The following is a 14,275-nucleotide window of genomic DNA, read 5'->3' as shown; positions in this document are numbered from 1 at the left end:
GTAGGAACAGAAAAGATGAAGACACAGCTTCTCAAGGGCGTCGCGGCGCTCGCTCTCGCGCTGGCATTCGCCAGCCCCGTCATGGCCGACGACATCAAGCAGGGCGGCTCGATGACCGTCACCTACAAGGACGACGTCTCCACGCTCGACCCCGCGATCGGCTACGACTGGCAGAACTGGTCGATGATCAAGTCGCTGTTCAGCGGCCTGATGGACTATGAGCCCGGCACGACGAACCTCAAGAAGGCCCTCGCCGAAGACTATACGATCTCGGAAGACGGCAAGACCTTCACCTTCACCCTGCATAAAGGCGTGAAGTTCCAGAACGGCCGCGAACTGACGGCCGAGGACGTAAAGTACTCCATCGACCGCGTCGTCAACCCGAAGACGCAGAGCCCGGGCGCCGGCTTCTTCGGCTCCATCGTCGGCTTCCAGGAAGCTTCCGAAGGCAAGGCCGACGGCCTCTCCGGCATCACGGTCGTCGATCCCTACACCATCAAGTTCGAGCTTTCGCGCCCGGACGCCACCTTCCTGCACGTGATGGCGATCAACTTCTCGCTCGTCGTGCCGAAGGAAGAGGTGGAGAAGTGGGGCGCCGACTTCGGCAAGCATCCGGTCGGTTCCGGCGCCTTCAAGCTGGCCGAATGGTCGCTCGGCCAGAAGCTCGTCTTCCAGCGCTTCGACGACTACTGGAACAAGGGTCTGCCCAAGCTCGACCAGATCGTGTTCGAGGTCGGCCAGGAGCCGGTCGTCGCGCTGATGCGCCTGCAGAAGGGCGAGGTCGACATTCCGGGCGACGGCATCCCGCCGGCGAAGTTCGTCGAGGTCAAGAACGACCCGAACTTCAAGGACCTGATCATCCAGGGCGGCCAGCTGCACACCGGCTACGTCACCATGAACGTCAAGATCAAGCCGTTCGACAACGTCAAGGTGCGCCAGGCGGTGAACATGGCGATCAACAAGGATCGCATCGTCCGCATCATCAACGGTCGCGCGGTTCCGGCCAACCAGCCGCTGCCGCCGTCCATGCCGGGCTACGCCAAGGACTACGCCGGCTATCCGTATGACGTCGACAAGGCCAAGGCCTTGCTGGCCGAGGCCGGCCTCGCCGACGGCTTCGAGACCGAGCTGTTCGTCGCCAACACCGACCCGCAGCCGCGCATCGCACAGGCCATCCAGCAGGATCTCGCGGCCATCGGCATCAAGGCTTCCATCAAGTCGCTGGCGCAGGCCAACGTGATCGCCGCCGGCGGCGAGCCGGATGGCGCGCCGATGATCTGGTCGGGCGGCATGGGCTGGATCGCCGACTTCCCGGATCCGTCCAACTTCTACGGCCCGATCCTGGGCTGCGGCGGCGCGGTGCAGGGCGGCTGGAACTGGTCCTGGTACTGCAACGAGGATCTCGAGAAGAAGGCCGCCGAGGCCGACTCGATCGTCGATCCGGCCAAGAAGGAAGAGCGCGAAGCCATGTGGCGCGACATCTACCTGAAGATCATGGAAGACGCGCCGTGGGCCCCGGTGTTCAACGAAGAGCGCTTCACCATCCGCTCCTCGCGCATCGGCGGTGCCGACGAGCTGTTCGTCGACCCGGTCCACATCCCCGTCAACTACGATCAGGTCTACGCAAAAGATGTGCAGTAACTGCGACTATACCATCCACGGCAGGCAGCATCACTTCGGGTGGGATCGTTCGATCCCGCCCGTCGAGAAGGTGACGCCGGGCTCGACGCTCAAGTTCGAATGCGTCGACAGCGGCTCCGGCCATTTCAAGCCGGACAGCACCGTTGCCAACGTCTCGACGCTGGACTTCTCGAAGGTCAATCCGGTCACCGGTCCCATCTATGTCGATGGGGCCAAGCCGGGCGACGCGTTGAAGATCACGATCCATCAGTTCGAGCCTTCGGGTTTTGGCTGGACGGCGAACATTCCGGGCTTCGGCCTGCTCGCCGACCAGTTCAAGGAGCCGGCGCTGGCGCTGTGGAAGTATGACGCAGCAACGCTCGAGCCGGCGCTGTTCGGCAAGCACGCGCGCGTGCCGCTGAAGCCCTTTGCGGGCACCATCGGCGTGGCGCCTGCCGAGCACGGCCTGCATTCGGTGGTTCCGCCGCGCCGTGTGGGCGGCAATCTCGACATCCGCGACATCGCAGCTGGCACGACGCTCTATCTGCCGGTCGAGGTGGAAGGCGCGCTGTTCTCCATCGGCGATACGCACGCCGCGCAGGGCGACGGCGAAGTCTGCGGCACGGCGATCGAAAGCGCTATGAACGTGGCGGTGACGCTCGACGTGGTGAAGGACGCCAACCTCTCCATGCCGCGCTTCACCACGCCGGGACCGGTCACGCGCCATCTCGACGCCAAGGGCTACGAGGTCACCACCGGCATCGGCCCGGACCTGATGAGTGGTGCCAAGGCTGCGGTCGCCAACATGGTCGACCTGCTTGGAAAGCAGCACGGATTGTCGGCGGAAGACGCCTACATGCTGTGCTCGGTCTGCGGCGATCTCCGGATCAGCGAAATCGTCGACATGCCCAACTGGGTCGTGTCGTTCTATTTCCCGCGCGTCGTTTTCGAATGAAATCGTGGGACGCGGGCCGAGAGTCCCGCGTCCCGCTCCCCCTCTCGGAGCTAATCAGCAGCATGAACAAGCCACAGCAGGATACGCTGCTCAGCGTCAGGAACCTCGTGACCCAGGTGGCGACGCCGCAGGGTGCGAAGATCGTTGTCGACCGCCTGTCCTTCGATCTGGGACGCGGCGAGACGCTGTGCATCGCCGGCGAAAGCGGATCGGGCAAGTCGATGACCGCGCTGTCGCTCATGCAGCTCCTGCCCAAGCCCATGGCGCGCGTCGCCTCGGGCGAAGCCATTCTCAACGGCCAGAACATCCTGGCTCTCTCCGAAGGTCAGATGCGCCAGGTGCGCGGCCGTCATATCGGCATGATCTTCCAGGAGCCGATGACCTCGCTGAACCCAGTGCTGACCGTCGGGCGCCAGCTGGCTGAAGCGATCGCGGCCCACAAGCCGGTTTCGGCGGCCGAAGCGCGGCGCAAGGCCAAGGATCTGCTGGATCAGGTGCAGATCTCGGATGCCGCGCGCCGGCTCGACCAGTATCCGCACGAACTTTCGGGCGGCATGCGCCAGCGCGTGATGATCGCGATCGCGCTTGCCCAGAGCCCGCAGATCCTGATCGCCGACGAGCCGACCACCGCGCTCGACGTGACCGTGCAGTCGCAGATCCTGGCGCTGATCCGCAAGCTGCAGGCCGAGAACGGCGTTTCGGTCATTCTCATCACCCATGACATGGGCGTCGTGGCCGAGATGGCCGATCATGTGCTGGTCATGAACCGGGGCAGGGAGGTCGAAAGCGGCCCGCTGAAGCGGATCTTCGAAACGCCCGCCGACACCTACACCAAAGACCTGCTCGCCGCCGTTCCGCGTCTCGGCGAGATGACCGGCACCACCCAGCCCAAGCGCGCACCCGCCGCGCCGAAGAAGCCCGAGGCAGCGGCAAAGCCGGATGCCATGGCGCCGGTCGTCGACGTGGAAAACCTTGTCGTGCGCTTCGACATCAAGGGCGGCATCCTGCAGCGCCCGATCAAGCGCGTGCATGCGGTGGAAGGCGTGACCTTCCAGATCAAGCCGGGCGAGACGCTGTCGCTGGTCGGCGAATCCGGCTGCGGCAAGTCGACCACCGGCAAGGCTCTGCTCAACCTCATTCCATGGCGCGGCAATATCCGCGTCGGCGGCAAGGAGACGGCCGGTCTCACGGGCCCCGAGCGCAAGCAGGTGCTGCGCGACATCCAGATGATTTTCCAGGACCCTTACGCCTCGCTCGACCCGCGCATGCGGGTGGGCGATCTGGTGGCCGAGCCGCTGGTGATCCACGGGCTGGCGTCGGGTTCGGAACTCACCGACCGCGTCGAATATCTGTTCCGCCGCACCGGCCTCTCGGCCGACCAGATGAAGCGCTATCCGCACGAATTCTCCGGCGGCCAGCGGCAGCGCATCTGCATTGCGCGGGCGCTTTCGCTGTCTCCCAAGGTGATCGTGGCCGACGAAAGCGTGGCCGCACTCGACGTGTCGATCCAGGCGCAGGTGCTGGACCTCTTGCAGGACATCCAGAACGAGACCGGCATATCCTATCTGTTCATCAGCCATGACATGGCGGTGGTGGAGCAGATCAGCCACCGCGTGGCGGTGATGTATATGGGCCGCTTCGTTGAATCCGGTACGCGCGCGCAGGTATTCGAAAACCCGCAGCACCCCTATACCAAGCGGCTGATGGAGGCCGTGCCGGTGGCCGATCCGGATCGCCCGCGCAAGGCCTTCGTGCCCGCCGATGGCGAGCTGCCGAGCCCCGTAAAAGATCTGAGCTATGTGCCGCCGGTGCTGACGCGCCAGGATATTGGCGGCGGCCACACGGTCTGGAGCTGAGACCGGCCTAGCGCCGGTCCCCGGTCAAGCCGACGGGATCTCGCCGCGCAACACCTTGATAAAATCTTCGGCGTCGACATTGCCGCCGGAGATGACGCAGACGACATTGCCCCTGGCGTGCTCGCTGGTCATCGCGGCAGCAAGTGCGGCCGCGCCGGCGCCTTCCGCCACCATCTTCGCCTTGGAAAACAGCAGGCGCATCGCCTCGACCACCTGAGCCAGCGTCACCACGGCCGTGCCGTCGATCAGGTCCCGCACTAGCGGCCACATCTGCGGCAACAGGGACGGGCCGCCGATGCTCTTGATGAAGGCCGGCGTGGTCTCGACCTCCGCGATGCGGCCCAAGGCCAGCGAGGCCGTGACCGGCGCGGCGTGCTCGCCTTCCACGGCAAAGACTTTTGTCTCCGGCCGCAGCGCCTTCACGGCGCTTCCGACGCCGCTGGTCATCGAGCCGCCGCCATAGGGCGTCAGCACGCAGTCGACGTCCGGCAGGTCCTCGACGATCTCCATGCCGATGGTGCCGTTGCCGGTAAGCACGGCCTGGTCGGTCACCGGATTGATGATGAGCTCGGCGATATCGGGGCGCTCCGCATCGGTGATGTACTGCCACCAGGCCTCGTGCGAGATGAAGCGGACCTCGCCGCCGAGTTTTTGCACGCCTTCGATCTTCGTCTTCGGCGCGTCGGCATACATGTAGGCGGCCATCGGCACGCCGACGTGGCGCGCGGCCCAGGCCATGCCATAGGCCATGTTGCCGGAGCTGATGGTGGCGACGCCGTTACGCAGCGCTGCGGGATCGCGCGTCAGTACCGCATTGAGTGCCGGCCTGATTTTGAAGGCGCCGATGGGCGAGAAGGTTTCGAGCTTGAGGAAGATCTTCCGGTCGGGCAGGCCGAGGTCGAGATGGACCAGCGGCGTGCGGGCAAGATGCGGGGCCAGTCGTTCGCGCGCAGCACGAACCTCGTCCAGCGTCGGGGGACGGGGAGCGGTCTTCTCGGTCATGATCAGATGGTTTTTCCGTTGCTCGCGGGAGGCGTGGAGCTCGACCGCTCTTCTTCGGCGTGGATGTAGACGTGCAGCGTGTAGCCGATGTGCTCGGTCATCAAGGCCTTCGCGCGTTCCACATCGCGGTCGAGCGCGGCTTCCATCAGTTCGGTGTGGTGTTCCAATGCCATGGCCTCGCGCAGGGCAGCCACGGCTTCCTCATAGCCGTTCTTGAGGCCGGCAGCGGCGCGCAGCGTCGGCGCAAGTCCGAGGAAGCGATGGTGCCGGCGCAGCTGGTCGGTAATCGTTTCGCGGAAGCGCAGCAGCCACTGTGACTTCGCAGCGCTCAGCAGTGCGGCATGAAAGGCCTGGTGCTTCTCGTCCCATTCGTTGACGGCGTCGTCGGATGGATCGTCGACCGCGAGCTTGCAGCGCGACAGGCGATAATGCGCCGTCACGACCGCCTCTTCCCAGTCGCTGCCGCCGTTTTCGATCGACTCGACGAGGAGCGGCACTTCCACAACCTGCCGCGCTCTCGTAAGGTCTTCCAGCTCGGCGCGTGAGACGGGGGCGACGGCGAAGCCGCGATTGCTTATGGCGGTGACCAGATGCTCGGCTTCAAGCCGCGACAGCGCTTCGCGCAAGGGCGTCCAGCCCATGCCGTAGGCGCTGCGCAAAGCCCCAAGTTTCAGCGGTGAGCCGGGGCTCAGGCGCGTGGCCAGTATGTCGCGCCGAAGCGTCTGATAGGCCGCTTCCGTCTTGGTGGTATGTTCGCCGTTCTGCATCCGGTTCGATCCTGCTGGCGCGATCCTTCTGCCGTAGGGTTATATATCATGCGGCTGCTTCGCAAGAATTATATATAATTGTTTGACAGGTGTTTTGCGCCGGTTATGATCCCTCCCAATCGCAGCCGGTGCTGCGAGCCCGCGGGCTTCCGCGGCAGATTATGAATCGGGAGGAATGACATGAACAAGGCAAGGACCGGCTGGTTGCGCGGCATCGTCGCGGCCGGCGTTTTCGTGGCGGGCATTGGCTCGGCTCTCGCCGATCCGATCAAGATCGGCATCGCCAATTTCGGCGAGCATCCGCAGCTCAACGCCTCGATCGCGGGCTTCAAGCAGGCGCTGACCGAAGCCGGCTTCGTCGAGGGCAAGGACGTCGTCTACACGGAAAGCCACACCAATTTCGACGCCTCGCTGGTGCCGCAGATGATCGCCAAGCTTCAGGCCGACAACCCGAAGCTGATCTACACCGTCACCACGCCGGTTTCGCAGATCGCCAAGAAGGCGCTGGCCGGCTCGGGCATTCCGATCGTTTTCACCGCCGTCACCGATCCGGTCGCGGCCAATCTGGTTCCGTCGTGGGAAGCTGGCGACGAAGGCATCACCGGCGCCACCGACCTGCAGGACGTTTCGGCCGTCATGGCCTTCGCGCACAAGCTGCTGCCGAACGCCAAGCGCTTCGGCGTGCCCTACAATCCGGGCGAGGCCAATGACGTCGCCCTGCTCAACAAGATCAAGGAAGCCGCTCCGGCCCAGGGCTTCGAAGTGGTCGAAGTGGGCGTCGACAACGTCAACGACATCCAGCAGCGCATCGCCTCCTTCGCCGGCAAGGCCGACGTGATCTACACGCCGGCGTCGAACCTGCTGCAGCCCGCCGTTGCCGCCGTGTCGGCCGCCGCGCGCCAGGCCGGTATCCCGATCGTGAATTCGGATGACGACGCGGTGCGCAAGGGCATCGTGCCCGCCAGCTTCGCCGTCAACTACACGCAGGTCGGCATCAATGCCGGCAAGATCGCCGCGCAGATCCTGAAGGGCGCCGACCCCAAGACCATCGCGCCGAGCCGTCCGGCCTATGAGGACCATGCTCCGCTGATCAACAAGGCCACGCTGAAGGCCTTCGGCGCCGAGCTGCCGGCGGACATGGAAAACTGCAACTGCTTCGTCGACTAACTCGTCGATAGCGATACGGCGGCGCTTTTCGCGCCGCCGTTCTATTCCAGGGAGGAAGCAGTGCTGGAAATCCGCTCTGCGCGAAAAACATTCTATCGCGGCCAGGCCGACGAAAAGATCGCCCTCGATGGGCTCAATCTCAAGCTCGCCACCGGCGAATTCGGGGTCGTCATCGGCTCCAACGGCGCCGGCAAGAGCAGCATGCTCAATGCGATTTCCGGCTCACTGGGCCTCGATTCCGGGCAGATCCTGGTCAATGGCAGCGACGTGTCGAACATGCCCGTGCACAAGCGCGCGGTTCGGCTGGCACGCGTCTTCCAGGACCCGATGAAGGGCACCGCCGCCTCGATGACGGTGGCCGAGAACATGCTGCTCGCCGATCTGCGCAGCACCAGGCGCACGCTGCGCCGCGGCCTGACCGCCGCGCGTCTGGCTACATATCGCGAGCGTCTTTCCATTCTCGGCCTTGGGCTGGAGAACCGGATGGATACCCGCGTGGAGCTGCTTTCGGGCGGCCAGCGCCAGTCGCTGTCGCTGATCATGGCGGTGGGCGGCTCGCCCGATCTGCTGCTGCTCGATGAGCACACGGCAGCGCTCGATCCGCGCACGGCCGACATCGTCATGGATGCCACCGTGCGCGCCGTGGACGCGCTGAAACTCACCACTCTCATGGTGACGCACAACATGCAGCACGCGGTCGATTTCGGCCATCGCGTGATCATGTTGGACGCCGGCCGCGTCCGCCTCGAAATCGCGGGCGAGGAGAAAGCCAAAGTCACCGTTCCCGATCTGATCGGCCACTTCTCCGTGAAGACCGACCGCATGTTGCTGGCGAGCTGACCGATGATGGATTTTGTTCAAACCACCTTTGCGAGCTTCATCTCGCTCATTCCCGTCACGCTCGCGCAGAGCCTGATCCTCAGCTTCGTCGTGCTCGGGATCATGATCCCGTTCCGCATGCTGAGCTTCCCCGACCTCACCAGCGAAGGCGCGTTTCCGCTCGGCGGCTGCGTCTGCGGCGTGCTGCTGGCAGGCGGCGCCTCGCCGGTGACGGCCATCAGCTGCGCATTGCTTGCGGGCTTCGTCGCCGGCTGCTGCACGGCCTTCATCCACCTGCGCTTCCGCATCCACACGCTGCTGGCCGGCATTCTCATGATGACGATGCTCTACAGCATCAATCTGCGCATCATGGGTAAGTCCAACCTGTCGGTGTTCGGCTCGCCCACCGTGTTCGACTGGGTGCCGTTCGCGCAGCCGGGCTTCCCGGTCAGCAAGATCGTCGCGGCAGGCCTGCTCGCGCTCGTCGTGTTCATCGTGCTCAATCTGTTCTTCAAGACCGAGCAGGGCACGGCCGTTCGCGCCGTAGGCGCCAATCCCGACATGGCCGAGGCGCAGGGCATCAATGTCTGGGCCGCTACCATCGGCGGCGTCGGCCTGGCCGGTGCCTTCTCGGCGCTCAGCGGCGCGGTGATGGTGCAGTCGCAGGGTTTTGCCGACGTCAATATGGGCCTCGGCATCCTCATCAACGGCCTGGCCGCTTTGATGATCGGCGAGGCCATCGTCGGCAAGCAGACCGTCTGGCGCCAGCTGACGGCGCCTTTCGTCGGCGCCGTCGTCTACTACCAGCTGGTGTCGCTCTGCCTTGCCGCGGGCATGCCGCCCCCCGATCTCAAGCTTGCCACGGGTCTGTTCGTGCTTGCCATGCTGGCGTTGCCGAGCCTGCGCCGCAGCCGCGGCGCAGGAGCTCCGGCCCGCGAAACCTTCCGCGAATAAGGACAGCGACTATCATGACTGCAATTCCCGACCTGGCGGCGATCGAGGCACGCGACGCCGCCGACCCGCTGCGCCATATGCGCGACCGCTTCGTGCTGCCCAAGGGCGTGATCTATCTCGATGGCAATTCGCTTGGCGCGGCCTCGAAGGATGTCTTCATCGAGCTCGAGAAGGCGGCCAAGGAAGAATGGGCCGAGGGCCTGATCCGCAGCTGGAACAAAGCCGGCTGGTTCGACCTCACCCTGGAGCTGGGCGACAAGGTCGGCCGGCTGATCGGCGCCGAGCCCGGCGAAACCGTGGTCTGCGACACCACCTCGACCAATATCTACAAGGCCCTGCATGCGGCGCTGTCGATGCGGCCGGACCGCTCGGTGATCGTCGCCGAGGGCTCGAGCTTCCCGACCGACCTCTACATGGCCGAGGGTGTTGCCGCGACGCGCCCCGGCGTGACCATCCGCCTCGAAGGCGTCGCTGCCGAGAACATCGAGGACCTGATCGACGACAGCGTGGCCGTGGTTCTGGTCAACCACGTCAACTACAAGTCGGGCGAGCTGCGTGACATGGCGGCGCTGACCGCCAAGGCGCACGCGGTCGGCGCGCTGGTGGTGTGGGACCTCTGCCATACGGCAGGCGCCATGCCGGTCGACCTCAACGGCGCCAATGCCGATCTGGCCGTGGGCTGCACCTACAAGTACCTCAATGGCGGCCCAGGCGCCCCGGCCTTCGTCTATGCAGCCAAGCGCCATCACGACCAGATCCAGCAGCCGCTGTCTGGCTGGTGGGGCCATGCCAGGCCGTTTGCCTTCACGCAGGGCTATGAGGCCAGCCCCGGCATCCGCCGCTTCCTGTGCGGCACGCAGCCGATCTTGTCGCTTAGGGCGCTGAAGGGCGCGCTCGACGTGTGGGACGATGTCGATCTCGACCTGCTGCGCAAGAAGAGCATCGAGCTGACCGACCTGTTCATCGAGCTCGTCGAGGCCCGGTGCGGCGAATTCGGCGTCAAGCTGGAGTGCCCGCGCGAGGGCGCGCGGCGCGGCAGCCAGGTCTCGTTCTCGCATGAGAATTCGTATGAGATCATGCAGGCGCTGATCGAGCGTGGCGTCATCGGCGACTTCCGCGCGCCGAACGTCATGCGTTTCGGCTTCACGCCGCTCTATGTCGGTTATCGCGATGTATGGGATGCGGTGGAAGTGCTGCGCGACATCCTCGCGACCGGTGCCTGGCAGGACAAGCGCTTCGCGGTTCGCGCCGCCGTCACCTGACGGAGTTGCGGCAGGGTTTTGGCGCTGCCGTTCCAGGCCGGGAAATCGCTTCCCGCCTCAGTTATCCGAATTCTCGGGAAGGGAGCCTGATTGCGCTTCCTTCCCGTTTTTCTTTCCGTGATTTTCGATGAGCTGCTCGTAGTGCTCTATGTGCTCTTCGAGTGCCTTGTTGTCCATGAACGCCGTCAAGGTCGTGATGTCCTTGCCCCTGACCAGCTCGTGCTTTTGCGCGGCCTTCAGGCGAGCATGCAGCTCGACACGTTTCATCGGCACTCCTTTTCCCAGCGCACCAATCACGAACCCATGCGCTGATTGAACATTCCGAGCACGAACCGGACCTCATCACGGCCGATTGCGCCGGCGGGCCCTTTCGCAACCCTCTTCCTTGGAAGAGGCAACTTGTCCGCTTTGTCAACCGTTCAGGAATATTCGTTCACTGCCCTTGACCTTCCAGTTACTGGAAGCCCTAGCTTCCATACCTACATCAAGCAGATGCGGAACAAGGCAATGGAACATCATCACGGACATGGACACAGCTGCGGCGATCACCACGGCGGGCAGCCCTCGGCGCATATCGTTCGCGATCCGGTCTGCGGGATGACCGTCGATCCCGCGGCCGGCAAGCCGACCGCCGACCATGACGGCCGCACCTATCATTTCTGCAGCGCGTCCTGCCACGACAAGTTCAGCAAGGCGCCGGAGAAGTATCTCACGGCGGATGACCCGGTCTGCGGCATGAAGGTGGACCGTGCCAGCGCGAGCCATTTTGTCCGCCACGAGGGGCAGGGCTTCTATTTCTGCTCGGCCGGCTGCGAGGCGAAGTTTATGGCGGACCCCGAAAAATATCTCAGCGGCCGGCCGGCACCCGAGCCGATGCCCAAGGGCACGCAATATACCTGCCCGATGCATCCCGAGATCATCCGCGACAAGCCGGGCTCTTGCCCGATCTGCGGCATGGCGCTGGAACCGATGGGCGTGCCGACCGGCGAGGAAGGGCCGAACCCCGAGCTGATCGACTTCACGCACCGCTTGTGGGTAAGTGCTGCGCTCTCGATCCCGCTGCTCGTGCTCACCATGGGCCCGATGGTTGGCCTTCCGGTGCGCGACTGGCTGGGCGAAAAATTCGCTGTCTGGGTCGAGCTGGTGCTGGCCACGCCGGTGGTGCTTTGGGCGGCGCTGCCCTTCTTCCATCGTGGCTATGAATCGATCGTCAATCGCAGCCCCAATATGTGGACGCTGATCTCGCTCGGCGTAGGCGTTGCCTATGTCTACAGCGTGGTCGCCACGCTGGCGCCCGGCATCTTTCCGCATGAGTTCCGCGGGCATGGCGGCACCGTGCCGGTCTATTTCGAGGCCGCCGCGGTCATCGTCGCGCTGGTCTTCCTCGGCCAGGTGCTGGAACTGAAGGCCCGAGAGCGCACCGGGTCGGCGATCCGCGCGCTGCTCAACCTTGCGCCGAAGACGGCGCGGCTGATCGGCGCCGACGGTTCCGAACACGACGTGCCTCTGGAAGACGTCAAGGTCGGCGACCGTCTGCGCATCCGCCCCGGCGACAGCGTGCCGGTGGATGGCACGGTGGTCGAGGGCCGCTCGTCTGTGGACGAATCCATGATCACGGGCGAGTCTCTGCCGGTCGAGAAGACCGAGGGCGACGTCGTCACCGGCGGCACGCTGAACAAGAACGGCGCGCTGATCATGAAGGCCGAGAAGGTCGGCGCCGACACCATGCTGTCGCATATCGTGGAGCTGGTGGCCAAGGCCCAGCGCAGCCGCGCCCCGATCCAGAGCCTCGCCGACCGGGTGGCCTATTATTTCGTGCCGGCCGTTGTGGCGGTGGCGATCGCGGCCTTCGTCATCTGGGGCATCTTCGGGCCCGAGCCGAGCATGATCTTCGCCATCGTCTCGGCGGTGTCGGTGCTCATCATCGCCTGTCCCTGTGCGCTGGGCCTTGCCACGCCGATGTCGATCATGACAGCGACCGGCCGTGGTGCACATGCCGGCGTGCTGATCAAGGATGCCGAGGCGCTGGAGCGATTTTCGCATGTCGATACGCTGATCGTCGACAAGACCGGCACGCTGACAGAAGGGCGGCCGGTGCTGACCGATGTCGTCACCGCCAACGGCTTTGACGAGGTCGAACTTCTGACGCTGGCCGCCAGCCTCGAAAAAGCATCGGAGCATCCGCTGGCCGAGGCAATCGTCGCCGGAGCGCAGGAGCGCAAGGCGAAGCTGGTCGATGTCACGGACTTCCATGCATCCACCGGCAAGGGTGTGTCCGGCACCGTGGCGGGCAGGAAGGTCGCGCTTGGCAACCGCGCCATGATGGACGAGGCGAGCGTGGACGGCGACGGTCTCGCCGCCAAGGCCGACGCGCTGCGCGCCGATGGCCGCACGGCGATGTTCGTCGGCGTCGACGGCAAGCTGGCGGGCGTCGTTGCGGTTGCCGATCCGATCAAGCCGACCACGGCCGAGGCGATCCGGGCGCTGCACGAGAAGGGCCTGAAGATCATCATGGCGACCGGCGACAATGAGCGTACGGCGAAGGCCGTCGCGTCGCGGCTCGGCATCGACGAGGTGCGCGCCGACGTGCTGCCCGAAGGCAAGAAGGCGCTGATCGACGAGCTGCGCGCCAAGGGCTCGATCGTCGCCATGGCCGGCGACGGCGTCAACGACGCCCTTGCGCTAACGGCTGCCGATGTCGGCATCGCCATGGGCACCGGCGCTGACGTTGCGATGGAAAGCGCGGGCATCACGCTGGTGAAGGGCGACCTCAACGGCATCGTGCGTGCCCGCACGCTGGCGCAGGCGACGATCCGGAACATCAAGGAAAACCTGTTCTTCGCCTTTGTCTACAACGCGGTCGGCGTGCCGATTGCGGCGGGCGTGCTCTACCCCGTCTTCGGCATCTTGCTGTCGCCCATGCTGGCCGCCGCCGCGATGAGCCTGTCGTCGGTGTCGGTGATTGCCAATGCGCTCAGGCTGCGCACGCTGAAACTCTAGGAGATCGAGAAATGAATATCGGTGACGCATCGGAGCGTTCCGGCCTGCCGGCCAAGACGATCCGCTACTATGAGGACATCGGCCTCCTGAAGCCCGGGCGCTCGGAGAATGGCTATCGCGACTATTCGATGAATGACGTGCACCGGCTGAAGTTTCTCCAGCGCTCGCGCAGCCTGGGATTCTCGGTCGAGGAATGCCGCCAGCTGCTGTCGCTCTATGGCGACACGCAGCGCGAGAGCGCCGACGTTAAGGCGTTGGCACAGATCAAGCTCGGCGAAATCGACCGCAAGATCGCCGAATTGCAGAGCCTGCGCGACACGCTGCGCCATCTCGTGCGCAACTGCCATGGCGATGCGCGGCCCGATTGCCCGATCCTCGATGAACTCGCCGGCAAGCCGGCCGCGGGCGCCGGAAAATCCGCGGCGCAGGACAAAGAACTTTCTCCCAGGCACTGAAGAAGGAAAAGACCATGACCATCAAGCACAAGCTCCCCGCCATCGCCGCTGCCCTGTTTCTCGGGATCGGGTCTGCCGGCACAGCCCTGGCTGAGGAGAGCCACAGCGGGCACGACATGAGCGGCATGAACATGTCCGAGGGCGCGTCCTCGCCGGCTGCCAAGGGTTACGCGGAAGCGATGGACAAGATGCATGAGGCCATGGGCAAGATCGAATATACGGGCGACGCCGATGTCGATTTCGCGCTCGGCATGATCCCGCACCATCAGGCCGCGATCGACATGGCCAAGGCCCAGCTGGAATACGGCAAGGACCCCGAAATCCGGAAACTTTCGGAGGACATCATCAAGGCGCAGGAAGCCGAGATCAAGCAGCTTCAGGACTGGTTAGCCGCCCACCAGGCCAAGTAGTTTTCGAA

13 protein-coding genes are annotated in these 14,275 nt (G+C 64.7%); 10 read left to right on the top strand and 3 right to left on the bottom strand.

Features of this window, described 5'->3' with window-relative positions:
* The first annotated feature begins 15 nt into the window (after positions 1-15).
* The 3 genes from C7I85_RS26905 (at position 16) to C7I85_RS26895 (ending at position 4,431) form a co-directional block, all read left to right on the top strand.
* Positions 16-1,641 (top strand): ABC transporter substrate-binding protein, encoded by a 1,626-nt coding sequence (locus tag C7I85_RS26905; protein ID WP_106727087.1) that lies wholly within the window; start codon positions 16-18, stop codon positions 1,639-1,641.
* Positions 1,631-2,575: an acetamidase/formamidase family protein gene (locus tag C7I85_RS26900; protein ID WP_106727086.1), complete on the top strand. Its 945-nt coding sequence runs from the start codon at positions 1,631-1,633 to the stop codon at positions 2,573-2,575. The genes C7I85_RS26905 and C7I85_RS26900 overlap by 11 nt, the downstream gene beginning before the upstream one ends.
* Positions 2,576-2,637: 62 nt before the next feature.
* Positions 2,638-4,431: an ABC transporter ATP-binding protein gene (locus C7I85_RS26895; protein ID WP_106727085.1), complete on the top strand. Its 1,794-nt coding sequence runs from the start codon at positions 2,638-2,640 to the stop codon at positions 4,429-4,431.
* A 24-nt stretch (positions 4,432-4,455) separates the two neighbouring features.
* Here C7I85_RS26895 and C7I85_RS26890 read toward each other — a convergent pair whose 3' ends face one another.
* Positions 4,456-5,433 (bottom strand): pyridoxal-phosphate dependent enzyme, encoded by a 978-nt coding sequence (locus C7I85_RS26890; protein WP_106727084.1) that lies wholly within the window; start codon positions 5,431-5,433, stop codon positions 4,456-4,458.
* 2 nt (positions 5,434-5,435) lie between these two features.
* A complete protein-coding gene (locus C7I85_RS26885; protein ID WP_106727083.1) occupies positions 5,436-6,200 on the bottom strand; it encodes a GntR family transcriptional regulator in 765 nt (254 codons plus the stop codon).
* A 180-nt stretch (positions 6,201-6,380) separates the two neighbouring features.
* On the opposite strand from C7I85_RS26885, the gene C7I85_RS26880 reads away from it, so the two are divergent.
* Genes C7I85_RS26880 through kynU form a run of 4 tightly spaced genes read left to right on the top strand, consistent with a single transcriptional unit; the run spans position 6,381 to position 10,402 of the window.
* Positions 6,381-7,367, top strand: coding sequence for an ABC transporter substrate-binding protein (locus tag C7I85_RS26880; RefSeq protein ID WP_106727082.1), 987 nt, complete (start codon positions 6,381-6,383; stop codon positions 7,365-7,367).
* A gap of 60 nt (positions 7,368-7,427) precedes the next feature.
* Complete coding sequence (locus C7I85_RS26875; protein ID WP_106727081.1) at positions 7,428-8,207, top strand: ABC transporter ATP-binding protein; 780 nt, start codon at positions 7,428-7,430, stop codon at positions 8,205-8,207.
* 6 nt (positions 8,208-8,213) lie between these two features.
* The gene (locus tag C7I85_RS26870) at positions 8,214-9,140 is read left to right on the top strand and encodes an ABC transporter permease (RefSeq protein WP_106727104.1); all 927 of its coding nucleotides are present in this window, start codon (positions 8,214-8,216) and stop codon (positions 9,138-9,140) included.
* A gap of 14 nt (positions 9,141-9,154) precedes the next feature.
* The gene (gene kynU / locus C7I85_RS26865; protein ID WP_106727080.1) at positions 9,155-10,402 is read left to right on the top strand and encodes a kynureninase; all 1,248 of its coding nucleotides are present in this window, start codon (positions 9,155-9,157) and stop codon (positions 10,400-10,402) included.
* Positions 10,403-10,459: 57 nt separating this feature from the next.
* On the opposite strand, the gene C7I85_RS26860 is transcribed toward kynU, so the two are convergent.
* Complete coding sequence (locus C7I85_RS26860; RefSeq protein WP_106727079.1) at positions 10,460-10,669, bottom strand: hypothetical protein; 210 nt, start codon at positions 10,667-10,669, stop codon at positions 10,460-10,462.
* A 240-nt stretch (positions 10,670-10,909) separates the two neighbouring features.
* On the opposite strand from C7I85_RS26860, the gene C7I85_RS26855 reads away from it, so the two are divergent.
* Genes C7I85_RS26855 through copM form a run of 3 tightly spaced genes read left to right on the top strand, consistent with a single transcriptional unit; the run spans position 10,910 to position 14,267 of the window.
* On the top strand, positions 10,910-13,402 hold the full coding sequence (locus C7I85_RS26855; protein WP_106727078.1) for a heavy metal translocating P-type ATPase: 2,493 nt from the start codon (positions 10,910-10,912) through the stop codon (positions 13,400-13,402).
* An 11-nt stretch (positions 13,403-13,413) separates the two neighbouring features.
* Positions 13,414-13,857 carry a Cu(I)-responsive transcriptional regulator gene (gene cueR / locus C7I85_RS26850; protein WP_106727077.1) on the top strand — a complete coding sequence of 148 codons (444 nt, stop codon included), beginning with the start codon at positions 13,414-13,416 and terminating at the stop codon, positions 13,855-13,857.
* Positions 13,858-13,871: 14 nt separating this feature from the next.
* Positions 13,872-14,267, top strand: coding sequence for a CopM family metallochaperone (gene copM / locus C7I85_RS26845; protein ID WP_106727076.1), 396 nt, complete (start codon positions 13,872-13,874; stop codon positions 14,265-14,267).
* The last annotated feature ends 8 nt before the right edge of the window (positions 14,268-14,275 follow it).

Source organism: Pseudaminobacter soli (ex Li et al. 2025), assembly GCF_003012705.1.
Lineage (GTDB): Bacteria > Pseudomonadota > Alphaproteobacteria > Rhizobiales > Rhizobiaceae > Pseudaminobacter > Pseudaminobacter soli.
Note: the sequence above shows the minus strand (reverse complement) of the source record. Positions and strands in the feature narration are given on the sequence as shown.

What these genes read in the sequence shown, in the direction of transcription:
- C7I85_RS26895 (WP_106727085.1), top strand. Translation starts at nt 2,638, where the DNA reads ATGAACAAGCCACAGCAGGATACGCTGCTCAGCGTCAGGAACCTCGTG.
- C7I85_RS26885 (WP_106727083.1), bottom strand. Translation starts at nt 6,200, where the DNA reads ATGCAGAACGGCGAACATACCACCAAGACGGAAGCGGCCTATCAGACG.
- copM (WP_106727076.1), top strand. Translation starts at nt 13,872, where the DNA reads ATGACCATCAAGCACAAGCTCCCCGCCATCGCCGCTGCCCTGTTTCTC.
- cueR (WP_106727077.1), top strand. Translation starts at nt 13,414, where the DNA reads ATGAATATCGGTGACGCATCGGAGCGTTCCGGCCTGCCGGCCAAGACG.
- kynU (WP_106727080.1), top strand. Translation starts at nt 9,155, where the DNA reads ATGACTGCAATTCCCGACCTGGCGGCGATCGAGGCACGCGACGCCGCC.
- C7I85_RS26905 (WP_106727087.1), top strand. Translation starts at nt 16, where the DNA reads ATGAAGACACAGCTTCTCAAGGGCGTCGCGGCGCTCGCTCTCGCGCTG.
- C7I85_RS26860 (WP_106727079.1), bottom strand. Translation starts at nt 10,669, where the DNA reads ATGAAACGTGTCGAGCTGCATGCTCGCCTGAAGGCCGCGCAAAAGCAC.
- C7I85_RS26900 (WP_106727086.1), top strand. Translation starts at nt 1,631, where the DNA reads ATGTGCAGTAACTGCGACTATACCATCCACGGCAGGCAGCATCACTTC.
- C7I85_RS26855 (WP_106727078.1), top strand. Translation starts at nt 10,910, where the DNA reads ATGGAACATCATCACGGACATGGACACAGCTGCGGCGATCACCACGGC.
- C7I85_RS26890 (WP_106727084.1), bottom strand. Translation starts at nt 5,433, where the DNA reads ATGACCGAGAAGACCGCTCCCCGTCCCCCGACGCTGGACGAGGTTCGT.
- C7I85_RS26870 (WP_106727104.1), top strand. Translation starts at nt 8,214, where the DNA reads ATGGATTTTGTTCAAACCACCTTTGCGAGCTTCATCTCGCTCATTCCC.
- C7I85_RS26880 (WP_106727082.1), top strand. Translation starts at nt 6,381, where the DNA reads ATGAACAAGGCAAGGACCGGCTGGTTGCGCGGCATCGTCGCGGCCGGC.